At 34.0% G+C, this 25751-nt stretch carries 26 protein-coding genes; 13 read left to right on the top strand and 13 right to left on the bottom strand.

Annotation, left to right across the window (positions count from 1 at the left end; all coding sequences use genetic code 11):
• Window positions 1-7 precede the first annotated feature (7 nt).
• Window positions 8-850 carry a DNA-3-methyladenine glycosylase 2 gene (locus tag WDZ98_RS08890; protein ID WP_368060395.1) on the bottom strand — a complete coding sequence of 281 codons (843 nt, stop codon included), beginning with the start codon at window positions 848-850 and terminating at the stop codon, window positions 8-10.
• Between the two features lies 1 nt (window position 851).
• Complete coding sequence (locus WDZ98_RS08885; RefSeq protein ID WP_368060397.1) at window positions 852-2117, bottom strand: MBL fold metallo-hydrolase; 1266 nt, start codon at window positions 2115-2117, stop codon at window positions 852-854.
• A 113-nt stretch (window positions 2118-2230) separates the two neighbouring features.
• On the opposite strand from WDZ98_RS08885, the gene WDZ98_RS08880 reads away from it, so the two are divergent.
• Together WDZ98_RS08880 and WDZ98_RS08875 are read left to right on the top strand one after the other, a co-directional pair.
• A complete protein-coding gene (locus tag WDZ98_RS08880) occupies window positions 2231-2443 on the top strand; it encodes a hypothetical protein (protein WP_008300067.1) in 213 nt (70 codons plus the stop codon).
• 141 nt (window positions 2444-2584) lie between these two features.
• A complete protein-coding gene (locus WDZ98_RS08875) occupies window positions 2585-2887 on the top strand; it encodes an ATP-binding protein (RefSeq protein WP_007403030.1) in 303 nt (100 codons plus the stop codon).
• A gap of 38 nt (window positions 2888-2925) precedes the next feature.
• Here WDZ98_RS08875 and tgtA read toward each other — a convergent pair whose 3' ends face one another.
• Together tgtA and WDZ98_RS08865 are read right to left on the bottom strand one after the other, a co-directional pair.
• Entirely contained in the window at window positions 2926-4437 is a 1512-nt protein-coding gene (tgtA, locus tag WDZ98_RS08870) for a tRNA guanosine(15) transglycosylase TgtA (protein ID WP_368060400.1), read from the bottom strand.
• A gap of 31 nt (window positions 4438-4468) precedes the next feature.
• A complete protein-coding gene (locus WDZ98_RS08865) occupies window positions 4469-5017 on the bottom strand; it encodes an adenylate kinase family protein (protein WP_368060402.1) in 549 nt (182 codons plus the stop codon).
• A 73-nt stretch (window positions 5018-5090) separates the two neighbouring features.
• On the opposite strand from WDZ98_RS08865, the gene WDZ98_RS08860 reads away from it, so the two are divergent.
• Both WDZ98_RS08860 and kae1 read left to right on the top strand, forming a co-directional pair.
• Window positions 5091-6278 carry a redox-regulated ATPase YchF gene (locus WDZ98_RS08860; RefSeq protein WP_368060404.1) on the top strand — a complete coding sequence of 396 codons (1188 nt, stop codon included), beginning with the start codon at window positions 5091-5093 and terminating at the stop codon, window positions 6276-6278.
• Between the two features lies 1 nt (window position 6279).
• Window positions 6280-7263, top strand: a complete 984-nt coding sequence (kae1, locus tag WDZ98_RS08855; protein ID WP_368060757.1) for a KEOPS complex N(6)-L-threonylcarbamoyladenine synthase Kae1 — start codon at window positions 6280-6282, stop codon at window positions 7261-7263.
• On the opposite strand, the gene WDZ98_RS08850 is transcribed toward kae1, so the two are convergent.
• Entirely contained in the window at window positions 7257-7583 is a 327-nt protein-coding gene (locus WDZ98_RS08850) for a hypothetical protein (protein ID WP_368060406.1), read from the bottom strand. The genes kae1 and WDZ98_RS08850 overlap by 7 nt on opposite strands.
• 37 nt (window positions 7584-7620) lie before the next feature.
• Between WDZ98_RS08850 and WDZ98_RS08845 the strand changes: the two genes are divergently transcribed.
• Together WDZ98_RS08845 and rdgB are read left to right on the top strand one after the other, a co-directional pair.
• Window positions 7621-8241 carry a KEOPS complex kinase/ATPase Bud32 gene (locus WDZ98_RS08845; RefSeq protein ID WP_368060408.1) on the top strand — a complete coding sequence of 207 codons (621 nt, stop codon included), beginning with the start codon at window positions 7621-7623 and terminating at the stop codon, window positions 8239-8241.
• Complete coding sequence (rdgB, locus tag WDZ98_RS08840) at window positions 8225-8773, top strand: RdgB/HAM1 family non-canonical purine NTP pyrophosphatase (RefSeq protein ID WP_368060410.1); 549 nt, start codon at window positions 8225-8227, stop codon at window positions 8771-8773. The genes WDZ98_RS08845 and rdgB overlap by 17 nt, the downstream gene beginning before the upstream one ends.
• Here rdgB and twy1 read toward each other — a convergent pair.
• Window positions 8751-9776 (bottom strand): 4-demethylwyosine synthase TYW1, encoded by a 1026-nt coding sequence (gene twy1, locus WDZ98_RS08835; protein ID WP_368060412.1) that lies wholly within the window; start codon window positions 9774-9776, stop codon window positions 8751-8753. The genes rdgB and twy1 overlap by 23 nt on opposite strands.
• A gap of 195 nt (window positions 9777-9971) precedes the next feature.
• Between twy1 and WDZ98_RS08830 the strand changes: the two genes are divergently transcribed.
• The 5 genes from WDZ98_RS08830 (at window position 9972) to WDZ98_RS08810 (ending at window position 18194) form a co-directional block, all read left to right on the top strand.
• On the top strand, window positions 9972-12350 hold the full coding sequence (locus WDZ98_RS08830) for a thrombospondin type 3 repeat-containing protein (RefSeq protein WP_368060414.1): 2379 nt from the start codon (window positions 9972-9974) through the stop codon (window positions 12348-12350).
• An 11-nt stretch (window positions 12351-12361) separates the two neighbouring features.
• Complete coding sequence (locus WDZ98_RS08825; RefSeq protein WP_368060416.1) at window positions 12362-14533, top strand: thrombospondin type 3 repeat-containing protein; 2172 nt, start codon at window positions 12362-12364, stop codon at window positions 14531-14533.
• A gap of 85 nt (window positions 14534-14618) precedes the next feature.
• On the top strand, window positions 14619-16790 hold the full coding sequence (locus tag WDZ98_RS08820) for a thrombospondin type 3 repeat-containing protein (protein WP_368060418.1): 2172 nt from the start codon (window positions 14619-14621) through the stop codon (window positions 16788-16790).
• Window positions 16791-16850: 60 nt separating this feature from the next.
• Window positions 16851-17813, top strand: a complete 963-nt coding sequence (gene dusB / locus WDZ98_RS08815) for a tRNA dihydrouridine synthase DusB (protein WP_368060420.1) — start codon at window positions 16851-16853, stop codon at window positions 17811-17813.
• 141 nt (window positions 17814-17954) lie between these two features.
• Entirely contained in the window at window positions 17955-18194 is a 240-nt protein-coding gene (locus WDZ98_RS08810; protein ID WP_368060422.1) for an Lrp/AsnC family transcriptional regulator, read from the top strand.
• 147 nt (window positions 18195-18341) lie between these two features.
• Here WDZ98_RS08810 and WDZ98_RS08805 read toward each other — a convergent pair whose 3' ends face one another.
• Window positions 18342-18683, bottom strand: coding sequence for a P-II family nitrogen regulator (locus WDZ98_RS08805; protein ID WP_368060424.1), 342 nt, complete (start codon window positions 18681-18683; stop codon window positions 18342-18344).
• A 410-nt stretch (window positions 18684-19093) separates the two neighbouring features.
• On the opposite strand from WDZ98_RS08805, the gene WDZ98_RS08800 reads away from it, so the two are divergent.
• Both WDZ98_RS08800 and WDZ98_RS08795 read left to right on the top strand, forming a co-directional pair.
• Window positions 19094-19780: a hypothetical protein gene (locus tag WDZ98_RS08800; protein ID WP_368060426.1), complete on the top strand. Its 687-nt coding sequence runs from the start codon at window positions 19094-19096 to the stop codon at window positions 19778-19780.
• A gap of 137 nt (window positions 19781-19917) precedes the next feature.
• Entirely contained in the window at window positions 19918-20088 is a 171-nt protein-coding gene (locus WDZ98_RS08795) for a hypothetical protein (protein WP_368060428.1), read from the top strand.
• Window positions 20089-20430: 342 nt separating this feature from the next.
• Here WDZ98_RS08795 and WDZ98_RS08790 read toward each other — a convergent pair whose 3' ends face one another.
• The 6 genes from WDZ98_RS08790 to WDZ98_RS08765 all read right to left on the bottom strand — a co-directional run bounded on the left by WDZ98_RS08790 (window position 20431) and on the right by WDZ98_RS08765 (window position 25738).
• Complete coding sequence (locus WDZ98_RS08790; protein WP_368060430.1) at window positions 20431-20652, bottom strand: hypothetical protein; 222 nt, start codon at window positions 20650-20652, stop codon at window positions 20431-20433.
• A 19-nt stretch (window positions 20653-20671) separates the two neighbouring features.
• Window positions 20672-21235, bottom strand: a complete 564-nt coding sequence (locus WDZ98_RS08785) for a TATA-box-binding protein (RefSeq protein WP_368060432.1) — start codon at window positions 21233-21235, stop codon at window positions 20672-20674.
• 59 nt (window positions 21236-21294) lie between these two features.
• Entirely contained in the window at window positions 21295-21750 is a 456-nt protein-coding gene (locus WDZ98_RS08780) for an ASCH domain-containing protein (protein WP_368060434.1), read from the bottom strand.
• A 5-nt stretch (window positions 21751-21755) separates the two neighbouring features.
• The gene (locus WDZ98_RS08775; protein ID WP_368060436.1) at window positions 21756-23297 is read right to left on the bottom strand and encodes a pyridoxal-phosphate dependent enzyme; all 1542 of its coding nucleotides are present in this window, start codon (window positions 23295-23297) and stop codon (window positions 21756-21758) included.
• An 83-nt stretch (window positions 23298-23380) separates the two neighbouring features.
• The gene (locus WDZ98_RS08770) at window positions 23381-24943 is read right to left on the bottom strand and encodes a VWA domain-containing protein (RefSeq protein ID WP_368060438.1); all 1563 of its coding nucleotides are present in this window, start codon (window positions 24941-24943) and stop codon (window positions 23381-23383) included.
• Complete coding sequence (locus WDZ98_RS08765) at window positions 24944-25738, bottom strand: AAA family ATPase (protein WP_368060440.1); 795 nt, start codon at window positions 25736-25738, stop codon at window positions 24944-24946.
• Window positions 25739-25751: the final 13 nt, after the last annotated feature.

Below are 25751 nucleotides of genomic sequence, written 5' to 3'. Positions count from 1 at the left end.
TAAGGGTTTAGAGCCACTTTTTTTGGTAATTTTCTCGTTCCATTTTAAAGAGAAATTGTTGAGCATATCCTGCAAATGGGCCAAAATGATTTACAATTTTTTTATGGAGGATATCATATTGTTTTTCTGTAATGGTTTTAGTCTCTAGTTGAAATTCTTTTGCATAATATTTTTCTAAAATTCTAATCATCCATCTGTCTAATGGAAACGCATCTAACTTGTTTAATGAAAACAACAAAATACAATCTGCAACTTTATTTCCCACTCCTGGAATTGCACAAATCATTTCTTTTGCCTCCTGGTAACTACATTTTTTCAAATACTCAAAATTAATTTTTTCAAATAAAATCATATTTGCTGCCTCTTTGATGAACTGAGCTCTATACCCTACTCCACAACTTTTAATTTCATCAATTGATGCTTTAGCAAGTTTTTCTGGTTTAGGAAATAAAAAAAACTCCTGATTTTGAAATTTTACTTTCACTCCAAATTTTTTTGATATGTTCTCTAAACTGCTTTTAATTTTTTGAATATTAGAGTTTGAAGATACAATAAATGAAATCACACATTGAAAGGGATCTTGTTCAAGTATTCTTAGTCCTGGAAACTGTCTTACAGCCTTTTTTGTTGTATTATCTTTTGAAATTGACTTTATTATTTTTTCAATATTGTCTTTTTTTCTAAAAAAATCTGTCTTGCTATTTTGATATGATTGAATGTTTCCAAAATTATTAATTTTTAGAATGTCTTGGCCATTTATTCCGTACCAATAATTACCATTTTTTCTCCAAAGAAACACTTGTCCACTATTAATTGAATTATCTACATCTATTGTATGCTTTTTTTGCATATCAGACAGTTATTTCATCATTAACTGCAGGTGCATATGTTTCCAAACCAAATTTCTCGTGAATTTCTTGAGCAAACATATCGCATGACTCAGAATCTCCATGAACTGCCCACACTTTGGGATTTCCTTTGATATTTTTAATCATATCAAATAATTCTTTTCTATCTGCATGCCCTGAAAATTCAAATTGTTTTACTTTAGCTTTAACATTCAGATCCTTTCCTCTAGTAGAAACTGTTCCTGTATCTAACAATTTTCTACCTGGCGTGCCATCTCCTTGATACGAAACAAGAGCTATTCCATTTTTACTATCAAATGATAATTGCTGTAGGTAATACACTGCATTTCCTCCTACTAACATTCCAGCTGGTGATATGACAACACATGGTTCGTCCATTGCACGTTTTCTTTCAGTATGTTCTCTTATTGCAGTTGCACTCTTGATTGCCTCAGAAAATATTTTAGGATCTCTTAGATAATCTGGATGTTTAAACATTATCTCATTTACTTTTAGTGCCATTCCATCCATGATGATTTTATGTTTAAAGTTTGCACTTCGTAAAATACATGCAATCTCTTGAGAGCGTTCAACTGAGAATGATGGAATAAACAATATTCCTTTCCTGTCCATCACCTCATTTGCAAATTCTATTAATTCTGCTTCTGATTCTTTTCTTGGCTTTTGCTCAGTTTTTGCATAAGTGCTTTCAGTAATTAGTAAATCAATTTCACCTATATCTAGATCCATTTCCCGTAACATTCTTGAACCATTAGTTTTGATGTCTCCAGTATAGAAAAGTCGCTTCTTTTCTGATTCTACTAGCACTGTACTTCCACCAATTACATGTCCTGATTCTCTTAATTCAAACGTCGCATTGCCTTTAGTAATTTTTTGTTTAAATCCAATCTCTTTGGCGTTTTTCATCATGTTATTTACTTCAGGCAAATCAAACGGATGGGCGTTTTTTTCAATTTTTAGCATATCTTCAATCAATAATTTCGAAAGATCAAATGTTGGTGGAGTAGCATAAACATCAGTATTGCCACTTACAAAAAGTGATGGAACGTTTCCTGAATGATCTAAATGTGCATGAGTGATAATAATTGCATCCAAATCTTTAGGCTTTACATGTAGAGGATATTGTGGTGGTGAGCCTCTTCTTCCAAATAATACTCCATAATCAAGTAATAGTTTAGTTCCATTACAATTTACCAAAAAACCCGATCTGCCAACTTCATTTGCTGCACCTAAAACCTTGACATCCAAGAATTAAAATGAATTATCATCTATGTTAAAACCTTCTTAGACTCAATCCGATCATTATGCCGACCATGGAATCTACAAAAGCTTTAATTAGTGTAAGCTAAGATCCGATCCTCATGGGAAGAAGCTTCCAAGAATGGTTAGGACAACAAGATCAAGCCGTCGTCGCTAAAACACGTGCTGGTGACGAAGCAAACAAGCCGCTCCTAAACCAATTAAACTGGATCTGGGTTAACAATCTGATGAAACAGAGAGCAGACCTAAATCCATCTTCAGCAGAACTACTTGACTGGGTTACTTCTGGTCAAATAGACGCAATGAGAAAATAAACGTGCACACCACGTTATCTTTTTGTTTTTTAAATTTCTAATCTATGTTCTGCGCATGAATTTCCACTCGATCAATTTTCATAACAGGGTTATGAATTTCAATCATGGTTTAAATAGTAACCAAGCCAACTAAACTTTGTAATGCCAATAGCAATACTACCAGACATTGATGAACAAAGATGTATCGGATGTGCACTATGTGTAGAAATCTGTACAACTCTTGGTCCTGATGTCCTTAGAGTAAAACCTGTTGAAGGCTGGAAGAGAGGTAAAGCATTTGTTTTCTACCCAGAAAGATGTATTTCTGACGGTGCATGCATCGGTGTATGCCCAACAAAATCAATCTTTTGGATGAGACCAATGAATTACACCGCTGGACAACCAGTACCTCTTCACAAAAACGGTATCTTCATCAAAGGTTGGGCAGAAGACGCTGCTCTATAAGCAGCATCTTTTAGCACATTCTTTTTTCTTATTTTTAATTATTCAAAAGATTTTTTCTTGATTTCTTTTGGTAAATTCTTTGCAAAATATTTTAAGAATTTATCATTTTTATCATAATACAGTTCTGAAAATTTGTTATTTGTAAAGAAATTATTCCATGTTTTTTTAAATGTAGGAAAATCACCTGGCTCAAAATCTATTCTTGAAGTTTCATGGTGTGCAGCAGGAAATATGTCTGAAATTTCTATTGGGATTATTCCTAATTGGGGATTATACTGACATATTTGAAACGATTCAAAATCTTTGTATCTCTTTTTTAATCCAACATACTCATAAGATAGATACCCTGGTTTTGTATTAGATTCTTTGGTAATGATGAGTTTCTTCTTCTTTGATTTGAATTTTCTAACCATTTTATGAAATGCTTGAACCTCTGGACGATATTGATCCTCTTTACCGTACAAGAAGATAGCTTTCTCTTTAAATTTAGGTGTACCCACACCAAGAAATTCATAATTTTCTGTCATTACTTCAATCATTTCAAATAGTTTAGGATGAGCTCTTGCTTTTTTTATAACATATTCCCATAATCTGCCTTCATGAATTGCCTGTTTTACTTTATCTACCTCAAGTTTAATTGCATACAAGTTGTGAATTGCTAATTGATTGATCTTTTCTGTTGATTCTAACTGACGGAATTCATCAGGAGTATATTTCGAACATATCTCACAATTACATGGAAATACTGTAATATCTGACAAATATCGTGTGCCGTCATCTGTTATGTATCTTAGTTGTTTGGCATAAAGCATGTATGAGGCTGAATCAAATGTGTCACAACCCAAAGCTATGGCAAATGGTATCGTAAGGGGGTGCCCTGCACCAAAAAGATGTAATGGAATAGAGTGTGGCATCTGTTTTTTTGCAGCTACTATCATTTGAGCTAATAATCTGTATTCATATGATTCCATAAATTCAACTGGACTTCCTAAAGCAAGCATTTGAAAACCCATATCCACCAAACTCTTTGTAGACTTTCCAACAAGATCAAAGTGTTCTCCTCCTTGAATTGGACCAATCCAAATTTGGCCATTATCTTCACTGTTCTCAAGTGTTTGTTTTGAAACTTCAAGTGTGTGTTTTACATATGCTTCTGCCTTTTTGATTGGCATCCCATACCCAGTTGGTTTGTCAAGTGGTATTGCAAAATCTGTTAAAATTCCTTTTTCAAAATTTGCCATTTCTGGTGGCGTCACCTCCACATCTCCGTATTCTAGAACTTGATATCCTCCAGAATCTGTCATGATTCCACCATCAAAATCAATTATTTTATGAATTCCTTTTTCTATAGCACTGTCTCCATAATTGTTTCTTGTAATGTATGCATTGGTAATTACTAGATCAAATCCAATCTCTCGAATTTTTTTAGATGGAATTGTCTGTTTGACTGGATGAATAACTGGAACATATGCTGGAGTCTCAATTTTACCATGATTTGTATAAAGAGTACCAATTCTTCCAGCTAAATCTGTTTTAGATATTTCAAACAAGTAATTTCATCAATTCAAAGGCGTTATTTAATCAGTCAACAAAAAATTTTCCCAAATCATTATTTGCTCTCACCAGTTCTAGCCAATCTACTTCTTCGTTTCCCTCATTCTCTACAATCACATTCATTACATTTCTGACTACTTCTGAAATTGTCTTCCCACTAACATTGACTTGAAATGTCTTTTCTTGAAATCTACTAATTGCATCATTGGCAATAATTCCTAGAATTTCACTACCTGTATTTTCTCTTATTTTCTTCTCAGAGTATTTTCTATCATTATAAACTGGAATCAAATCATATGGGCTTCTTCTTAATACAATCATTACTTTTACTTGATTTTTTCTTAAAACATAAGGTGCCAAATGTCCTACAATAACATCTTTGTATGAAACTTTTTGTTTTAATATTTTTTCAAGCTCTTCAACATCTACATCATTTGTATCATCATTCTGTTCAAACAATCCTGAATCTTTTGCAATTTTATTAATATCTATAATTGATAGTTCCATCATCTCAGCAATTTTTTGTGTAATTGTATGTTTTCCAACTCCTGGATTACCAGTAATCACTATTGACATGATATGAAATCATAACTAACTAGATTAAACGATTTCTGCAATACTAATAAGTAGAATTGGATTTCTGTGAGTATTGCAAATCGGTTTACTTGGAAAAGCAAATGTAGGAAAGTCAACCTTCTTCTCTGCTGCAACTGAAACTCCAGTAGCATCAGGAAATTTTCCTTTTACAACTATTGAACCAAACATTGGAGTAGCATATGTCAAAGCCGATTGCGCTTGTCAACATTTTAAAATTAAACATGAAAATGAATTGTGTGTAGATGGCACTCGTTTTATTCCAGTAAAACTCATTGATGTTGCAGGATTAGTTCCTGGAGCACATGAAGGTAAAGGATTAGGAAATCAATTTCTTGATGATGCAAGACAAGCTGAAGTCTTAATCCACGTTGTTGATATTGCAGGAACAACTGATATTCAGGGACAGCCTATTCCAGCTGGAACACATAATCCTTTGGAAGATATTGCTTTTGTTCAAGATGAATTTGATCAATGGTTTGCAGATATTCTAAAAAGAGAATGGGATAAAATCACTCGAGAAATAGATCAAAAACGTGCAAAATTAACTGATGGTATAGCAAAAAGATTTACTGGATTAGGAATTAAAGATTTTCAAGTTCAAGAAGTTCTTCAAAAATTAGGATTCATGACTAAAAATCCTAAAGAATGGACAGAATCTGACATACAAACTTTTGTCAAAGAATTAAGAAAAAATACAAAACCTATGATTATTGCTGCAAACAAGGCAGATCTTTGCAAAGATCTTGATATTATCAAAAAAATTCCTGATGTTGTAATTCCCTGTAGTGCAGAAACTGAATTACTTTTACGAAAGGCATCAAAAGCAGGAATTGTAAATTATTCTTCTGGTGATGAAAGTTTTACTATTGTTGATGGGAAAGAAATCCCCCCACCACAACAAAAAGCACTTGATTTAGTAAAATCAGTTTTTTCAAAAATCAATACGACTGGCATTCAAAAAATTCTAAACACGGCTGTTTTTGATTCATTAAAATTTATTGTTGTATATCCTGTAGAAGACGAGACAAAACTCACAAACAAAGATGGTGTTATTTTACCTGATACAAAACTAGTCCCACAAGATTCTACAGCCAAAGATCTGGCAGGCCTAATTCATGCAGACATTGCAAAAGGATTTCTACATGCAATAGATTGTAAAACCAAACAAAGGATCAGCGGTGATCAAAAACTAAAAAATGGCGATGTAATCAAAATTGTTTCTACATTAAGTCGTGGCTAATATGATTGGATTGGGTATTGAAAGCACAGCTCATACATTTTCTTGTGCTATAATTAAAAAAAATGGAAAGAAAGGAAAAATTCTTTCAGATATTAGAAAAATTTATCGTCCTGCTGAGGGTGAAGGAATTCATCCTCGTGAAGCATCTCGTCATCATATTGAGAATAGTTCTCTAGTTCTATCTGAATGTCTTGAAAAAGCAAATGTTTCCATCAAAGATTTGGATATTGTTTCATATGCTGCAGGTCCTGGTTTAGGACCCTGTTTACGTGTTGGTGCTATAGTTGCAAGATCTTTGGCATCTTTTTACAAAATTCCAATATATCCAGTGAATCATGCCATAGGGCACATTGAATTGGGAAAATTATTGACTGGTGCAACTAACCCTCTTGTACTCTTGGTGTCTGGAGGTCATACAATGCTTTTGGCATTTCTCAATAAACAATGGAGAGTATTTGGTGAGACTTTGGATATTACTCTCGGCCAATTACTAGATCAATTTGGACGATCAATTGGATTTGCATCTCCATGTGGAAAAAATATTGAAGAGCTAGCAAATACTTCTTCAAACTATGTTATTTTGCCTTACTCTGTGAAGGGAAATGATGTATCCTTTTCTGGATTGTTATCTGCAACCAAATTAGTTGCTATGAAAAGCAAAGTTGATGCATGTTATTCACTTCAAGAAACTGCATTTGCCATGATAAGTGAAGCAGTAGAACGTGCTTTATCATTTACAAGAAAAAAAGAATTGATGATAGTAGGAGGGGTTGCAGCTAACAAACGACTATCTGAAATGCTACAAGATGTATGTAAACGACACGGGTGTAAATTTTTTGTAGTTCCGTTACAATATGCTGGAGATTGTGGAAGTCAAATTTGTTGGACTGGTTTATTGGAATCTCAAATAAAATCAGGTGTTGCATTAAAAGATACATTTGTTACTCAATCATGGAGATTGGATTCTGTTAAAGTTGATTATTGATTTTTGTATTCCTTAATTGTCTGTTCAATAATTTTGACCCAACTTTTAGTGTTGAAGACTCCAAACTTGAAAGTTTGTTCCCCATCGTCTGTTTTTGCTGTGAAACATACTTTTTTCATTAGTAATCCTTCTTTCCATGTTTTTGTTATTTTATCTAATGAAATATCTAATACAGTATCTCCAAAACGCTTAGAAAAATCCATTATTCTTGCATTAGTCTTATCAAATGCTAATCTTTTATTTGTTAATGTTAGAATTCCTGCACCTAACTCATCTTCGCTACAGTCTTCTTGTTTGATTCGTTTTTCTCCTTCATCCATGATTAATTTTTATTGAATTCCTCTGGATATAATGTTAATGAAATTAATCAAAAAAGGAGCTGAAGCAGACCTTTATCAAACTAAATGGCAAAATTCTAATGCAATACTAAAAATTAGGAAAATCAAAACTTATCGAAATTCTTTACTAGATTTGAAAATTCGTAAACATAGAACAATTAAAGAATCACAAATGCTTTCTCTTGTAAAGTCATTTGGAATTCCAACACCTCTTGTTTACTTTGTAAATTTAGATAAAACTTCAATAATCATGCAAGAAATTCCTGGAAAACCTGTTCATGATTTATCTGAATCAAAAATTATCAAATTATCAAGCGATATTGGAAAACTGGTTGGCACTTTACACAAGAATGGAGTTATGCATGGTGATTTGACAACTTCGAATTTTATTTTATTTCATAATACTGTATTTGTAATTGATTTTGGATTATCTCAAATCTCAATAAAACCTGAAGATCATGCTGTTGACTTGAGATTAATTAAAGAAATTCTCAACAGCGCTCATGCCAAAATCATGGCATCTTCGTGGAAAAATTTCCTAAATGGATACAAATCTATAGTTGGCCATGCCTATTATACGAAAATAACTAAACTAGTTTCAGATATAGAAAGTCGTGGTAGATATGCACAAGTCGTTTGATCTCTTTTTTGTATCCTCAAACAGCCACAAATATCATGAAGCTAAAAATATTTTAGATTCATTTGGAATTCGTCTTGGATTTATCAAATCTAATTTAGAAGAAATTCAATCCAATTCCCTTTGTGATATTGCAATGGCAAAAGCAAGTTATGCATTTTCTCAATTTAAAAAACCCATAATAATTGAGGATGATGGATTGTTTATTGATTCTATTGATGGTTTTCCAGGTCCATATTCTTCATATGTTTTTAAAACAATTGGTAACAAAGGAATTCTTAATCTCTTAAAAAATAATAGAAAAGCAAAATTTGTTTCAATCATAACTTATTGTGATAAGACTATTTTACAATCATTTGTAGGAAATCTAAATGGTAAAATATCCAAATCACAAAAAGGAAAAGGTTGGGGATATGATCCTATCTTTATTCCAAATAATTCAACAAAGACATTTGCTGAACTAAATAATAAAAATGAACTATCTCATAGATACAAAGCACTAGAGAAATTTTCTAAATGGTATCTGCATAAGTAGGTATAAAACGATCAATAAACCGTTCGTTGTTTTGTAAAATTGAAATTCTTGAAACAACACTTTCATCCATTATTGAAAATATTTTACCGTGTTTCACTACTTCTTCACTGAATTCCCTCACTTCTTTCATTTCTAGCATATTTGCGTGTTCTAATCGATTAGTTGACCGTCCAATGTGCATGTATGATTTAATTTCAATAAAATGTGGACTTGCTTTTCTAAACATTTCTGCAAATGCTGGAATTCCTTCTCTTTGATCATTGTAATCTCTTATCAAAGTAATCCTTAACACAGTTCTTGTATCCAAATCTTTTAACATGCCAAGCGTTCTGTTCCATCTTTCCCATGAATCATCATATTTTGGCTTGTTTATCCTCATAAATGATTCATAATCTGCGGCATTTGTTGATAGATACAACTGTGTCGGCAATGCATCTTCATCCTGCAGCTTTTGAATCATGTCTGGTTCTTGTCCATTGGTTACAAGAAAAATTGATTTTGTTGACTCTAGAGAATTTAGATACTTGATTAATTTTGGTAGTTTAGGATACATTGTTGGTTCTCCTGAAAGTGAAATTGCATAATGGCTAGGCAATAATGATTCATCTAATCTTTGTTTATCGTTTCTTGAATCCCCATAATATCCATTGATTAATTTTTTTCTTTCAGCCATCAACTTTGTTAAAATTTCTTCAGGTTCTGCAACATGCTCTGGCTCCATTTTCATTGAATCATAAAATTCCATTGGCCTCCAACAGTACACACATCTATTTTCGCAATGCATTCCAGCTGGAGAAAATTCCATACATCTATGAGTTGATATTCCATAAAACTTGTGTTTATAACAACTGCCCTCATGTTTGAATGATTTTTTTGTCCAGTGACAAAGTTCTACTGTTGAATGATCAGATACGCCATACTTTGCTTTTTTTAGTTGTTCAGATATAGCAGGCCTGATCTGAATCAAATGATCTTCTTCTACAGTTTCTCCTGAACAGCTCATGAGATCATGATCATGTTTTGGTTTACTTAAATTAATCGAGTTTTTGTCCAACATGGAAAGTTTTCTCAAAATCTTTAATTTTTCTAGTCGATTCTAGAGTGAGGTTTAATAACTGGATCCTCGGGGTATTTTTAGGCATTGAAAAAAATTCATACGATATCGTTCCTATTGTTACTTGTAACTACGCTAACTAGCATGCCTATTAGCCCAGCTTTTGCTGATGATGACTTGGATAAAGATGATGTAGATGATTCAATTGATCAATGCCCAAATTTACAAGAAGATTTTGAAGGTGCCATAGATGGATGTCCATCAAATTTTGTTCCATGGTATGATGAAGATTATGATGGAATAGAAGATCATATTGATCAATGTCCAAATCTAAAAGAAACTCACAATAAATTCCAAGATGAAGATGGTTGTCCTGATACACTTCCAGGAGATGGAGTTGGAGGCGCATCTGATTCTGACGGTGATAGTATTATTGATTTAATAGATAATTGTCCTAACCAACCAGAAACTTTCAACGGAATTGATGATTTGGATGGTTGTCCTGATACTTATGGTTCTGGTGATAGAGATTTAGATGGAGTTCCAGACTTTATTGATGAATGTCCACTAAGTGCTGAAACTTACAACAGATTCCAAGATGAAGATGGTTGCCCTGACTCTGTAAATGACTTTAATTTTGTTGATACTGATAATGACGGTATTCAAGATAAATTTGACTTGTGTTCAGATGAACCAGAAGTGTATAACGGTTACAGAGATTTAGATGGTTGTCCTGATATTGCGTTAGACTTTTCATTTACTGACAAAGATGGCGATGGCATTGCTGATCAATTTGATATTTGTCCTAACCAACCAGAAACTTTTAACAGATTTGCAGATTATGATGGTTGTCCAGATTCACTACCATCTTTTGATGGAACATTAAATGATGCAGATGGTGATCGAATTATGGATGGTGATGATGCATGTCCTCTAGATCCAGAACGATACAATGGTTTCCAAGACGATGATGGTTGTCCAGATATTCCTCCTTATTCAAGTGATGTTGATTCAGACCTTGATGGAATTCCTAACAGTATTGATCAATGTCCTGAAGTAAAAGAAACTTACAATAGATTCCAAGACGATGATGGTTGCCCTGACTTTGTAAGTTCTGATAAAGGAGTTCCAGATTCTGATGGTGATGGAATAAACGATTTTTCTGATTTGTGTCCTAACCAACCAGAAACTTTCAATGGTGTATTTGATAGAGACGGTTGCCCTGATACTCATTCTACATCTGATAGAGACCTGGATGGAATTCCAGATAATTTAGATAAATGTCCAATTGCCAAAGAAACTTACAATGGCATTGAAGATTCTGATGGATGTCCTGACAGCGTATCTGGAGCATTAGGATCAGATTTTGATGGTGATGGAATTCTTGATTTAAGTGATAAATGTCCTCTTGTTGCTGAAACTGTAAATGGTTATCTTGATCAAGATGGTTGTCCTGATGATAGTGTATTGGACTCTGATGGTGATGGTATTAGGGATTCATTAGATCAATGTCCTTCAACTCCAGAAACATGGAATCGTTATCACGATTATGATGGCTGTCCAGATGATCCAACCGATGCTGATTCTGACTATGATAATATTTTAGATTCAATTGATCAATGTCCTCTTGATAGAGAAAGATACAATGGCTTCCAAGACGATGATGGATGTCCTGACTATCCTGACTTTGTCACTAGTTTAGATACTGACTTTGATGGAATAGTTGACAGTATTGATGAATGTCCACTTGTTCCTGAAACTTATAATAAATTCCAAGATTTAGACGGCTGTCCTGACTATGTTGCAGATGATAGATCTACAGCTGATTCAGATAATGATGGTATCAATGATTTCAATGATCACTGTCCTAATCAACCTGAAACATATAACGGTATTTTAGATTTAGACGGTTGCCCTGATGAATACATCATAAAGAATGATAGAGATATGGATGGAATTCCAGACGCAATAGATGCATGTCCTACTGCTAAAGAAACTTACAATAGATTCCAAGACGATGACGGTTGCCCTGATTCTGTTTCTACATCCTTTGCGATTGATTCAGATAATGATGGTATCAATGATGTTTCCGATGATTGTCCTCTAGTTGCTGAAATTTACAATGGCTTCCAAGACGATGACGGCTGTCCTGACAGTGATGATAAACAACCAGATTCAGATGGTGATGGGGTTCCAGATGTAATGGATATGTGTCCAACTCAAAATGAAATTTGGAACAGATATGTTGATTATGACGGCTGTCCTGATACTGTGCCAACTGGAAATGTCACTATTGATAGTGATCAAGATGGCATAAATGATGAAGTTGATTTATGTCCAAATGAAAAAGAGTCTTGGAACAAGTATAATGATCATGACGGCTGCCCTGACATTGCACCAGAACAGTCAAGATACAAACATGATGCTGATTTGGATAATATCATTAATGAAAATGATCTATGTCCTCTAGAGCCTGAGGATTATGATGGTGACAGCGATACTGATGGATGTCCTGACCCATAGGAGTATCTAGAATGAAAAAACAATATCTTTTGGGCTTTTTGCTTTTACTTACATCCACTATTGGTATGATGCCCGGTGGTGCTTTTGCTAATGAAAATATTGATTCTGACGGAGATGGGGTTCCAAACAATGTAGATTTTTGCCCTCATCTTTTAGAAGACTATGATCCACAATATGGTAACAATATTGACGGTTGTCCTGCAGATTTTGTTCCATGGTATGATGTTGATTCTGATGGCATTCAAGATCATATAGATAATTGTCCTACTGTAAAAGAAACTTACAATAAATTCCAGGATGATGACGGCTGTCCTGATTTATCTCCAACTGATACAAAAGGCATTGCAGATTCTGACGGCGATGGTTATCCTGATTTTATGGATTTGTGTCCAAACCAACCTGAAACATTCAATGGAATTGATGACAAAGACGGTTGCCCTGATAATGCTATGACTATACGAGATTCTGACCGCGATGGAATTTCTGATACTCTAGATGCATGTCCACTAGAATCTGAAACATACAACAGATTCCAAGATGATGACGGTTGCCCAGATACTAATGATGCAATGACCCCACAATACCAATTCCCAGACACTGATGGTGACGGAATTGAAGATAGGTGGGATCAATGTATCGATGAACCAGAGAACTATAACAATTATCTAGACAAGGACGGTTGCCCCGATGTTCCTGGTGTTACCTCTCTGGAAGCTCCAGATGCTGATTATGATGGAATTCCTGATACTCTAGATGCATGTCCATTAGAACGTGAAAATTATAATAAATTCCAAGATAGTGACGGTTGCCCTGATGTATTAGAGTTTACAATGACTGGTGATATTGATGGTGATGGCATTCCTGATAATTTAGATTCTTGTCCATTTAGTCCTGAAACTTATAATAAATTCCAAGATTTAGACGGTTGCCCAGATTACATCGCAGATGACAAATTTGCATTTGACACTGACGGTGATGGTATTATTGATAATCTAGATTTGTGTCCAAACCAACCTGAAACATTCAATGGTTTCCAAGACAAAGACGGCTGTCCTGATAAACTATCATCTAAACTTGATACTGATCAAGATGGAATCCAAAATACTCTAGATGCATGTCCACTAGAATCTGAAACATACAACAGATTCCAAGATGATGACGGTTGCCCAGATACTAATGATGCAATGACCCCACAATACCAATTCCCAGACACTGATGGTGACGGAATTGAAGATAGGTGGGATCAATGTATCGATGAACCAGAGAACTATAACAATTATCTAGACAAAGACGGCTGTCCAGATGTTCCTGGTACCACAGCAGGAGATATGCTTGATGCTGATTATGATGGTCTTGCAGATCATTTAGATCAATGTCCAACGATTGCTGAAAGGTATAATGGCTTCCAAGATGATGACGGCTGCCCTGACAGTATTGATTACACCAAAGTTGGAGATTCTGATGGTGATGGAATTTATGATGATATTGATCAATGCCCACTAGCTAAAGAAACTTACAATAAATTCCAAGATTTAGACGGTTGCCCAGATTACATCGCAGATAACAGATCCACAGCTGATTCTGATGGTGATGGCATTCCTGATATTATAGATTCTTGTCCTACTCAACCTGAAACATTCAATGGTTTCCAAGACAAAGACGGCTGTCCTGATAAACTATCATCTAAACTTGATACTGATCAAGATGGAATCCAAAATACTCTAGATGCATGTCCACTAGAATCTGAAACATACAACAGATTCCAAGATGATGACGGTTGCCCAGATACTAATGATGCAATGACCCCACAATACCAATTCCCAGACACTGATGGTGACGGAATTGAAGATAGGTGGGATCAATGTATCAATGAACCAGAGAACTATAACAATTATCTAGACAAAGACGGCTGTCCTGATGTTCCTGGCGCAGAATCTTCTACTCCTACGTATGCTGATTCTGATGGTGATGGATACCCAGATGCTGTAGATTCTTGTCCTACAAATCCTGAAACGTGGAACAAATATTTTGATTGGGACGGCTGCCCAGATACAGCTCCTGAACAGCAGAGATTTGTTCACGATGATGATTTAGATGGTATCATTAATGATGAAGATCTATGTCCTCTAGATCCAGAAGATTATGATGGTGACAGAGATACCGACGGCTGCCCAGATAATTAATCTATTTTTTCCATATACAATATCTTTGAAGAACCTGTTCAACGTGAGACTTAATAAATACCTGATAATATCGAAGTCGTAAAGAATGAAAAAACAATATCTTTTGGGCTTTTTGCTTTTACTTACATCCACTATTGGTATGATGCCCGGTGGTGCTTTTGCTAATGAAAATATTGATTCTGACGGAGATGGGGTTCCAAACAATGTAGATTTTTGCCCTCATCTTTTAGAAGACTATGATCCACAATATGGTAACAATATTGACGGTTGTCCTGCAGATTTTGTTCCATGGTATGATGTTGATTCTGATGGCATTCAAGATCATATAGATAATTGTCCTACTGTAAAAGAAACTTACAATAAATTCCAGGATGATGACGGCTGTCCTGATTTATCTCCAACTGATACAAAAGGCATTGCAGATTCTGACGGCGATGGTTATCCTGATTTTATGGATTTGTGTCCTAACCAACCTGAAACATTTAATGGAATTGATGACAAAGACGGTTGCCCTGATGATGCTATGATGTTAGGAGATTATGACCAAGATGGAATTTCTAATACTCTAGATGCATGTCCACTAGAACCTGAAACTTATAATAAATTCCAGGATGATGACGGCTGTCCTGATAATGTAGATGCAATAGATTCATCATATACTTTCCCAGATTCTGACGGTGATGGAATAGATGATAGATGGGATCAATGTATTGGAGAGCCAGAAAACTATAACGGACATCTAGATTGGGATGGATGTCCAGACATTCCTGGTGCTGCTCCAAATGGTTTAATTGATTCAGATTATGACGGCATTCTTGATTCTGTAGATGCATGTCCGTTGGACCGTGAAAATTACAATAAATTCCAAGATGATGACGGCTGTCCTGATGAAATTGAATTCTTAACTGCAGGTGATTATGACCAAGATGGAATTCCAAACACTCTAGATGCATGTCCATACAATAAAGAAACTTACAATAAATTCCAGGATGATGACGGCTGTCCTGATTCTATTACAAACAACTCTATTACTTATGATTCTGATGGTGACGGAATTGTTGATAATTTAGACAAGTGTCCTAACCAACCTGAAACATTTAATGGTATTCAAGATACAGACGGCTGCCCTGATAATAATAATTCTCTAATAGATACTGATCAAGATGGAATTCCAAACACTCTAGATGCATGTCCACTAGAACCTGAAACTTATAATTTTTTCAAAGATGGTGACGGCTGCCCTGATTCATCTGGAACTGTTGTCTCATCATATGTATTTCCTGATTCTGACGGTGATGGCATAGACGATAGATGGGATCAATGTATCAATGAACCAGAAAACTATAATGACTTTTTAGATACTGACGGCTGTCCTGACATTCCTGGATTTTCAAAATCTGCATTATCTGATATTGACTATGATTACATTCCTGACATACTTGATGCTTGCCCAACAATTGCTGAAAGATACAACGGTTTCCAAGATGAAGACGGCTGCCCAGACACAATAGCATATGATTCCTTTGGCGATGCTGATTTTGATGGTATTCCTAACAATATTGATCAATGCCCTAACAATAGAGAGACTTACAACAGATATCTAGACGATGACGGTTGTCCTGATACACTTTCTGATACCAAACATACATCTGATTCTGACGGCGATGGCATTCCAGATAATTTAGATCTATGTCCTAACCAACCTGAAACATTCAATGATATTGATGACAAAGACGGTTGTCCTGACAGATATGTTTTCACACTTGATACTGACCAAGATGGAATTGTTGATGTATCTGATGCATGTCCATTAGAGCCTGAAACTTACAACTATTATCAAGATGAAGACGGCTGCCCAGATTCAACTGGTTCTGCTATACCAGCGTATAGTTTCCTTGATTCTGACGGTGACGGAATAGATGATAGAAAAGATGCATGTATTGATGATCAAGAGAACTTTAATGGATATCTAGATTGGGACGGCTGCCCTGATGTGTTAGCAGCAGAATCTACTGCTCCAACAAGACCAGATTCTGACGGCGATGGTTATTATGATGCAATTGATTCATGTCCAACAAATCCTGAAACTTGGAACAAATACAATGATCATGACGGCTGCCCAGATACAGCTCCTGAACAGCAGAGATTTGTTCACGATGATGATTTAGATGGTATCATTAATGATGAAGATCTATGTCCTCTAGATCCAGAAGATTATGATGGTGACAGAGATACAGACGGCTGCCCAGACAACTAATAGAAATATTCTGACTTTATTTTTGATATGATAAATATATTCAAAATATGAAATCCAAATATGCTTCCAAAATTTTCTAGTCGTGCATTTTTAGCTCCAATGGCTGGGGTAAGTGATCCTGCACTTCGTTTACAATGTAAACAAATGGGAGCAGGATTGGTCGTAACAGAATTTACAAACATCCATAGTATAATCGCAAAAGAACATCAACTAAAAGAAAAGATGAAAACTATACAAGAATTTCTTGAATACTCTGATGAAGAACGACCTCTCTCAATTCAATTATTTGGATCTGATCTTCTTGCGTTGGAAAAAGCCGCAAAGATCGTAGAACCTTATTTTGATATGATCGACTATAACATGGGTTGCCCTGCACCTCATATCACCCAACAAATGGCTGGTGGTGCACTTTTACAAGAGGTCAATCTGACTCAGCAAATTTTTAACACTCTTGTAAATGCAGTAAAAAAACCAGTAACACTAAAAATTCGTTCTGGGGTTACTGATGCAAGTAAATTTCTATTTCGTGACATTGCAGAAATTGCTGAAGATGAAGGAATTCAAATGATTACATTACATCCACGAACTGTTAGTCAAGGCTATTCTGGAAATGCAGACTGGGATTTGATTAAAGAACTCAAACAAATTTCCAGCATTCCAATTGTGGGAAACGGTGACATTATCACTCCTGAGGATGCAAAAATCATGCTAGATGAGACTAATTGTGATTATGTCATGATTGGTAGAGGTGCAATGGGAAATCCATTTTTGTTTGAACAAATCAATGATTATCTTAAAACTAATTCTTACAAAGAATACTCTTTCAAAGATAGATTGGATTCTTTTTTTGATTATTTGCATATCACAAGTAGATATAAAATCAAATTTGCAAACATCAAGAGTCAAGCCATGAGATTTACTAAAGGCATGAAAGGTGGCTCTAAATTACGTTCCAAAATCACGTTTTCAAAAAATATTGATGAACTAGAAAAAATTATGAGAAATGCATACGCCTTATTATAGAAGTTTTTAAAATCATTCCTCATATTTCTAAACATTTGTTCATTATGTTACATGATTTTATGCTGGATTTTTAAACAAATTGGACTATTCTTATATATTTCAAGAGAGTGTTTTAAGTATGAAAATAGGAGTTGAATCGTAATGGCAACAGCTTATGTTCTCATAAACTGTGAACTAGGTTCTGAGGAAGCAGTTATTTCAGAACTAAAGGCAATTGAAGGTGTTAAAGAAGTTCATGGAACTTTTGGAGCATATGATATTTTGGTCAAAGTTGAATCAAGTCAAGTGGAAGCATTACGAGAAACAATCACTTGGAAGATTAGAAAAATTCCAAAAATAAGGTCAACACTAACGTTGATGGGAATTGAAGGTCAATCATAAATCTTCAAAATCCTTTGCTTTTATACTCAAATTGTAATGTTATATCATCCCTTCAAAAAACATGTCCCCCAAAGGGATCCCTAACTGAGAGGAGGTTGTCACCCTCTCAGTAGTAATTATCATTAGTTATTTTATAAAAGAAAATGATTAGAGGGCTTCAGAACCACTCTTTTTAGATGCGATATTCAGAACGCTGTCAACATTGGATACTGCAATAATTCCGTCTCCACCTTTTCCTGTGAAAGCTGCATCTGCAATTGCTGTAGAAACTTTCTCTACATTCGAATCATCTACAATTGTACTTACAGTTGCAACGTGGTTGTATTCTGCAGTAAGAGTGCCTGTTCCTCTACCCGATCTCATCTCTTGTCTTGCTCCAGAACCTCTGCCTTTACCTTCCAGAACGGTGTATCCACCAACAAGAGCATTGATTGCTTCAGTAACTGCACCAATTTTAGTTGCTTGAATAGTTGCCTCAATTCGTTTCATTTCCATTCTTTTTTTGATATTATTTAAAAAAGATCATATGTTTTTATTCAAATCCTGTGATACTATGAGTTTGATGGTTATGTCACTATCCTCTGACCTTTTTAGCATCAGAAATAAATAAAATTATGAAAAGTGATGAAAAAAGATCTCATAGGCTTAATTATCTTCTGAAATATTATCTGGCAAATCCTAAAGAAAATGATCTATATCAAAGAGCAAAACAAATGGGAGTAACTGACTCAACTGCCAAGGACTACATAAGAACAGTCATTATACAAGCCCAAAAAATCTGCTCAAAATAGATTTTTTACGTCTATTTTAGAATTTTCTGTAATTTTTCTATACTTATGACTCATTAGAAAATATTAAACAAGATATTCATAAATAATCAAATACGGAAGAAAATAGACATGACTGATCCATTACTTGATGATGTAAAAGCTCTTTTAGACAAGGATTTTGGCGATGACAGAATACTAAAACAAATTCGTAGAGCTTGTGAACATAATGAAGTGATTAGTAATTATGAAAGAAACTATGTTCGAGAATTAGCAGAAAAACATCTTGGAAAAAAGCCTGAATTTAAACAAACAATTGTTAACGAAAAGCCAATAGTTCCTGATGTTATAATTCCTCAAACTCATTTTACCCAGCAATCACTTCAAACACCGTCACGAATATCATATTCTAAATCCAAAAATAAAAAAATATTCTTAGGTATTGGTAGTCTTGCTTTAGTCATTATCATTGTAGTTGCCGTATCATTTAGCGGTATTTCTGATGGGGTTCCAAAGATTAATGATACAAAAAACCCTACATCTCTTTCATTGTCTGTACAAACTGATTTAACATCGTATGGCAACAAAGATTTAATTTCAATTAGTGGAACTTCTAACACTTCCAAAAATGTAAACCTGTCAATTAGAAGTCCAAGTGGTGATCTAGTGTGGACAGAACAACTGTCTTTGAAAAGTGATGGACGATATTCAACTTTAGCAATAGCTGGAGGACCTAATTGGCAAAGTTTTGGTACTTATACAATCACTGTTGATAATGGTGTAGAAACAAAATCTAATACATTTTCATTCAACGCTTAATTTTTTTCCAAATTCTTTCCAATGAGAATCTACTATTTCTCTTAGTTTCTCTACACTAATTTCATCCATATATTCACGATAGACAATGAATTTGTTTTGTCTATCTGAATTATCGCCATAAATGTCTGTGGTGTTTTTTGGAATCGCACCCGTTTTCCATTGATTCATCTCAAAAATCCAAATACTGGAATCTGGATTTGAAAAATCAATATCATCGCAACCAACAACATAAAGATAACATTTTGTTGCCTGGTTTAATTTCTCATGTAATTTTTCATATGCTATCATTTGACCTTTTGCAATGTTGATCTTATCATTATGAAATCCCTTGAATTCTAATATGACAAAACTTCCTTTGTGCTCAATAAGCCAATCTATATCCGTTCCACCTGAGGCTATCATTCCGTGTACAATTAGATCACCTAGAACTTCTCTTCCACGGGTAAATTCAGATTCATCAAAAATCTGATATTTTGCTTTTGGGCTTTTGCGAGTAATTTGTGGGGTAACTTGTTGAGGCTGAACTAAACTATCTTTTTCATACAGTGTATCAATTAAATCACTGGTCTCATTAGACAATATTTTTCAAATCTCAAACTGAATGATAAGAGAGTTTGTAAAATTTAGTAAAGTTTATTGGATTTTCTTATCTATCTGCAAAAAAATTCATTTCCTGTTCCTCTGTACAATACAAAATATTCGTCTTGATTCTTTCTATCTTTTTTAGCATTCAAAGCGTCTTGATACATCTCAAAATGTTCAACCAGATACAGTTGATTTCCTGGTTCTGAAAAGTAGTCTATTGCAACTAAACTAAAGCCTGATTCTGGAGTTAGTTTTCTCTTTTCATCCTCAAAAATATCTTTAGTCAATTTTTAACATATACAAAAATCATTGATCATAAATCATTAGAGTTTTTTCTTCTAATAATGCATGTAAATTATGTACTGAACGATAAACATCTGATTCTTTTTTAGCACCTGTACATACTAATTTCCCTGACGCAAATAATAATATCACAGTTTTAGGATCAAGCATTCTGTGAATTAGTCCTGGAAATTGTTCTGGTTCATACATACTTCTCGGTAGTGTTCTAGCAGCTTTTTCTAAATGGATTTTTCCTCCTAGATTTATCGCTGCTACTATGTTCTGAACTGTAATTACTGCATCATTTTTAATTTTGATTTTACCTTTTCTTAATTTCTGAACAACTGTATTGACAGCTTTGATTGCCATCTCTTCAGATTTTGCTCCTGTACATACCATCTTTCCTGTTCTAAAAATCAATGTTGCAGTTCTTGGATTAGTTAATCTAAATACAAGTCCTGGAAATTGATCTGGATGATACTCTGTATCTGGAAATTTTTCAGTGATTTCAATAAGATCAATTTTTTGATCTACTGATGCAGATGCAACAACATTTTCAACACTAACAATAGGTTTTGTTTGAGGCATAACGAGGGACTTTAAATATGAGCTTTATATATACTAGTCATAATTTTTTTCAGGAATTTTTAATGATGACCAATCCATTGGTAACGATATTCTTCATCGATGATATCTGATATGATCTCATCGTTTTTAATTTTGGTTTTTGGAATGTCTACATCAAACAATCCTAGTTGACCTTTTAATGGAATTGGAATTCTAAATGGTTTGGCATTTTTCAACAAAAATCCAAACATTTTATTTTGAAATTTTTTTGATGCAAAATGAAATTTTTGATCTGACTGAATTTCTTTTGTAGAATTGTATTTTTTTACATCATATAATTGAGCTTTACCGATAATTGCCCCTGTAACAAATTTTTTGTTAATTTTTAATCTCTTAGAATCTTCAGTTTTTATTTTTAATGGAGCATGTATTAAAAATTCGCCCCGATAATTTGTATTCCAATTTCTTAATTCTATAATCTTTTTTCCTGAAACTATTAAATCAGCAAATGGTTGAGAAATTGATAGACATTTCACGGCTATTATTCAGTAGCTATTTTGATAAATTCCCCAGGATTTTTACCCAATCCTTCAGGCAAATTTGTTATGCCACCATTCAAGCTCTCAGTTACTATGCCTTTACTTGCTAATACTTGAGCAGTCATTAATGATGTATTTCCGGCCATGCAAATTAACAGTGACTTACCTTTAGACCCATCAAGATCTTTCTTAAGATCATCTGGAATCTGTTGTGTTGATAATAATTGATTAATCGTACTTGCTTTTGGTATTGCAATTTTTTCCTTATCTACTCCTAAAGATTTGGCAATAATTTCAATTCCCTGTTCTTTTGGAGTATATTGAGTATGGACCCATATTATTTTGTCATACTCTTGTACACTAGACACTGCATCTTCTAAAGAAACTTGAATCCGTTTGTTAGTTGATATTGCTTCTAGGTTTTTCCTGTATTTTTCAATTCCATCAGCTACTACTACTACAAACTTTCCTTTGTCACCATCACTTACCATCTCTAAAATAACATACAATGCAAGTGCAGTACTTTCACCAATATTGTGACCTTTGTCTACAAAAAATTTTAGCAAATGCTTTGCTTGTCCAAAATCAACCTCATGTTGAGCAGCATATGCCTCTGGATTATACAATTTTAGTCCGTCTGCTTTTGCCTTTGTTCTAATTCCTGCAACATCTTGACCCGGAGATGGAAATACCACATGAATTGTCTTTTTCCCATATTTTTGATTCATGTATTTACTTAATCCGCCAGATGTACCACCGGTTCCAAAGGAGCACATTATTCTGTAGTTTTCTAATGAATCTCCATTTTCGTGTAATTGCTGATCAATCTCAATTGCTGTAATTGTTTTATGTGCTTCAATGTTTAACTCATTATCATATTGTTCTGGACAAAAACAATCATAAATTTTTGAAAGTAGTTTTGCTAAATTGATTATGTCTTGTGCTGCCAATAATGTTTCAACTTCAGAAATCGATTTGTCATAAATAGTAGGATCAAAACCTAATTCCACTAACTGAGAACGGATATTTGCTGCAGTAGCTTTTGCAACTAGTGCATCAGCATCACTATCTTTCATTCCAGGAGCAGGACAAATATCCATGTCTAGATCCATTATACGAATATTTTCATTTCTTAATTCTTTAAAGACTCCCTCTTGTAGTTTCCTTGAAACAAGTGACACAACAGTCAATCCTAATTTTGACATCTGTCCAAGTGCAATTCCAAAATTTCCAGATGTTGCTTCAATTATTGTTTGATTACTTTTCAACTTTCCTGTTTTAATTGCATCATGCATAATGTGAATAGCAGGTCTAATTTTGATTGAGCCTGATACCAAGTTAGAATCAAATTTTCCATACACTTTCAATTCTAAATCTGAAATATCAAGCTTGTACAGTTTTTTTGCACATTCCTTAAGGTCATTAGTAACATCAATCAACGGTGTTGCGTTTACAACTTTGTCTCCCTGCAAATGTGGAATTTTACTCCAAATTTCCTGTTCAAATTTTTCTAATAGTGGTTTATCATAATCATTTTCTGACATATTTTTTCTATAGATGCCGTAAATTTTTTACTCATATAAAATATCTGATAAAATGTGAAATTATGTGATTTTTAATTTCTAACTCATACGTCTAAAATACTAATTACCTTATTTGGTATATCTTTGAGTCTGCTAACTGCCACAGTTTTTTCATATCCCAAACGTCTTAGATTATTTGCTATTGTGGTTGCCCTTAGAGTATTTGGACCCAAGCCCAAAGCAACCATTTTGATTCCTAATCCTCTAAATGATTTAGCCATGCTTCTTACCGCATCTGAATCTGATGGCTCTCCATCAGTTAATGTCAGAAAAATATTTGGTCTTTTTGATTGTAAAATTGGAAACATTTTATCATAAACTTCAGCTAAAGGAGTTGAACCATTAGCAACGATCTGTGCTAATCTTTTTGCCGTTATATTATTCCATTTCACATTTTCTGGTTTTATTGACCAACAAACCATGGATCTATTTTGTGTACTAAATGCATATACTGCAAATTTTACTTTCAAAAAAGACAAAACTTCACAAAGTGCTAACGTTGCTTTTTTGTATTCAATAGAGTCTGATGCAATACTGGAAGAATGATCTAACAATATCACAATCTTTGTTTTAATGGATTTTTTTATATCTGTAAAAAATGGCTCATGACCTTCAATATAGCTCTCCTCATCAAATTCATCACCTGATCTCAAATGTTGTTCTTTCCAACCTGTTTTCCATTCTTTGAACTTCATTTTTAATCCATTAATCAAACTCATATCATAGATTGTTGTCTCGTCAACATTTCTTGTTAATGGAGTTTGCATTCCTATTGTTTCTGACGATAATCCTTTGTTTTCATTTTTTTTATTTTCATTTAACAGTACTTTGTATTCATCATAAACACTGTCTCCTCGTAACACAGCTTTTGGATCAATAGATCCTATATTGCCTTCCTTATTTTTAGAAATTATTTTTAGTGTTTTTAGCAGTTCTTCTTCAGTTAATACCATTCCTGCTTTCATAAATGCTAAAGATACAGGAATTGTTAACAAAGAATCAATATCTAACATTTTGATTATTTCACTTACATTTTTTTCAATCCATTCTGTATCTCGTTTTTCCTTAATTGCTTGGTTTACAATTTTTTTTGCAAATTCAGTTGCATTTTTTATTTTCTCCCAACTACTTGATTGAATTTCGCCTTTTATGACGCCAAACATGAAATATTGATAAAATGCTTCTACTATCCTTGCTTTTCCATACACTGTGTGTAATTGAGGTCTTGATACAAGCATGTATGTATAATTGAAAAGTATCTCCTCGTCCATTCCTTTCCAAATCGCTCTTCCTATTTGCTCAACTCTATGCGTTTCCATGGTATTGAGAATAAATCCAAATGCATGATCATTACTGAGAATTTTTTTAGAATGTTTGATTCGCATTGCTTCATACCATAATGTTGTTCTAAATTGTCTATATTTTTGAAAATCATTTCCAATTCGTTTCTCCAATGGAGTTAAAATCACTTTGTTTTCTTTGAGTCTTGTTGTAGTTTCTACCCTATCTGAAATCTCTACTGTGACGTTTTCTTTTTCAGACCATCTTCTAACAAGAAAAGTTGCAATTTCTACTATGGAATCATTTTGTAGTCGAATTGTTTGCATTTAATTCCCAAACATTGAAGTTATAATATCACTTACTTTTTGATATTCTATATCTCCCCATTGTGTGTACACATTTCCAAAAACAATACTTGCAATTTTTTTTGGTGTCATCCCTTTATCTAATAATTTAGCAAAAGCAATAGTTTCTCTTAAGCTAGGTGAATAAAATAATTCTTCAACTGCAGCAGCTTGTCGTAATGTGTTTGCTAGTTTGATTGCTTGAATTATTGTTGAGTCATGATCACCTGAAACGTATTTTTTTACAATTTGTAATTCAATATCTTCTGGTGGATATTCTAATCTTATTCGTACGGGAAACCTGCTTAGTATTTGTGGTGGTAATTCTTTTGTTCCACTATGTGTTAATGGATTAATTGTTGCAACTACAAACCACTTATCATTTGCTTTGATAGTTTCCCCTGTTGATTCTTTTAGTACAATTTGACGTCTGTCATCTAATGCTTCATCGAGTCTAAGTAGAACATCTGCTTCAGCAGAATTAATTTCATCTAAATATAACATATCTCCATTTCGCATTGATTTGATCAAGAGACCTTCATCAAAACTTACATTTCCATCCTTGAGTGTTTTAGTACCTATTAGATGACTTTCTCTAGTTCTAAGACTGAAATTAATTGATTCTAGATTTACATTCTTATTTTTTGCAAAATCTCTAACAAGTGATGTTTTTCCAGTTCCTTTGGGCCCTATGATTAGTACAAAAAGTCCTGCATCATATGCTTTGTTTAGAATTTGAATTGAATTATTCCAATCAAGATACTGTGCTTCCTCCAAAGTACGTTTTTAG

The sequence above is a fragment of the Candidatus Nitrosopumilus sp. genome, assembly GCF_040878665.1.
In the GTDB taxonomy this organism is placed as follows: domain Archaea; phylum Thermoproteota; class Nitrososphaeria; order Nitrososphaerales; family Nitrosopumilaceae; genus Nitrosopumilus.
The sequence above is the reverse complement of the archived record's forward strand: the minus strand, read 5'-3'. Positions and strand labels throughout refer to the sequence as shown.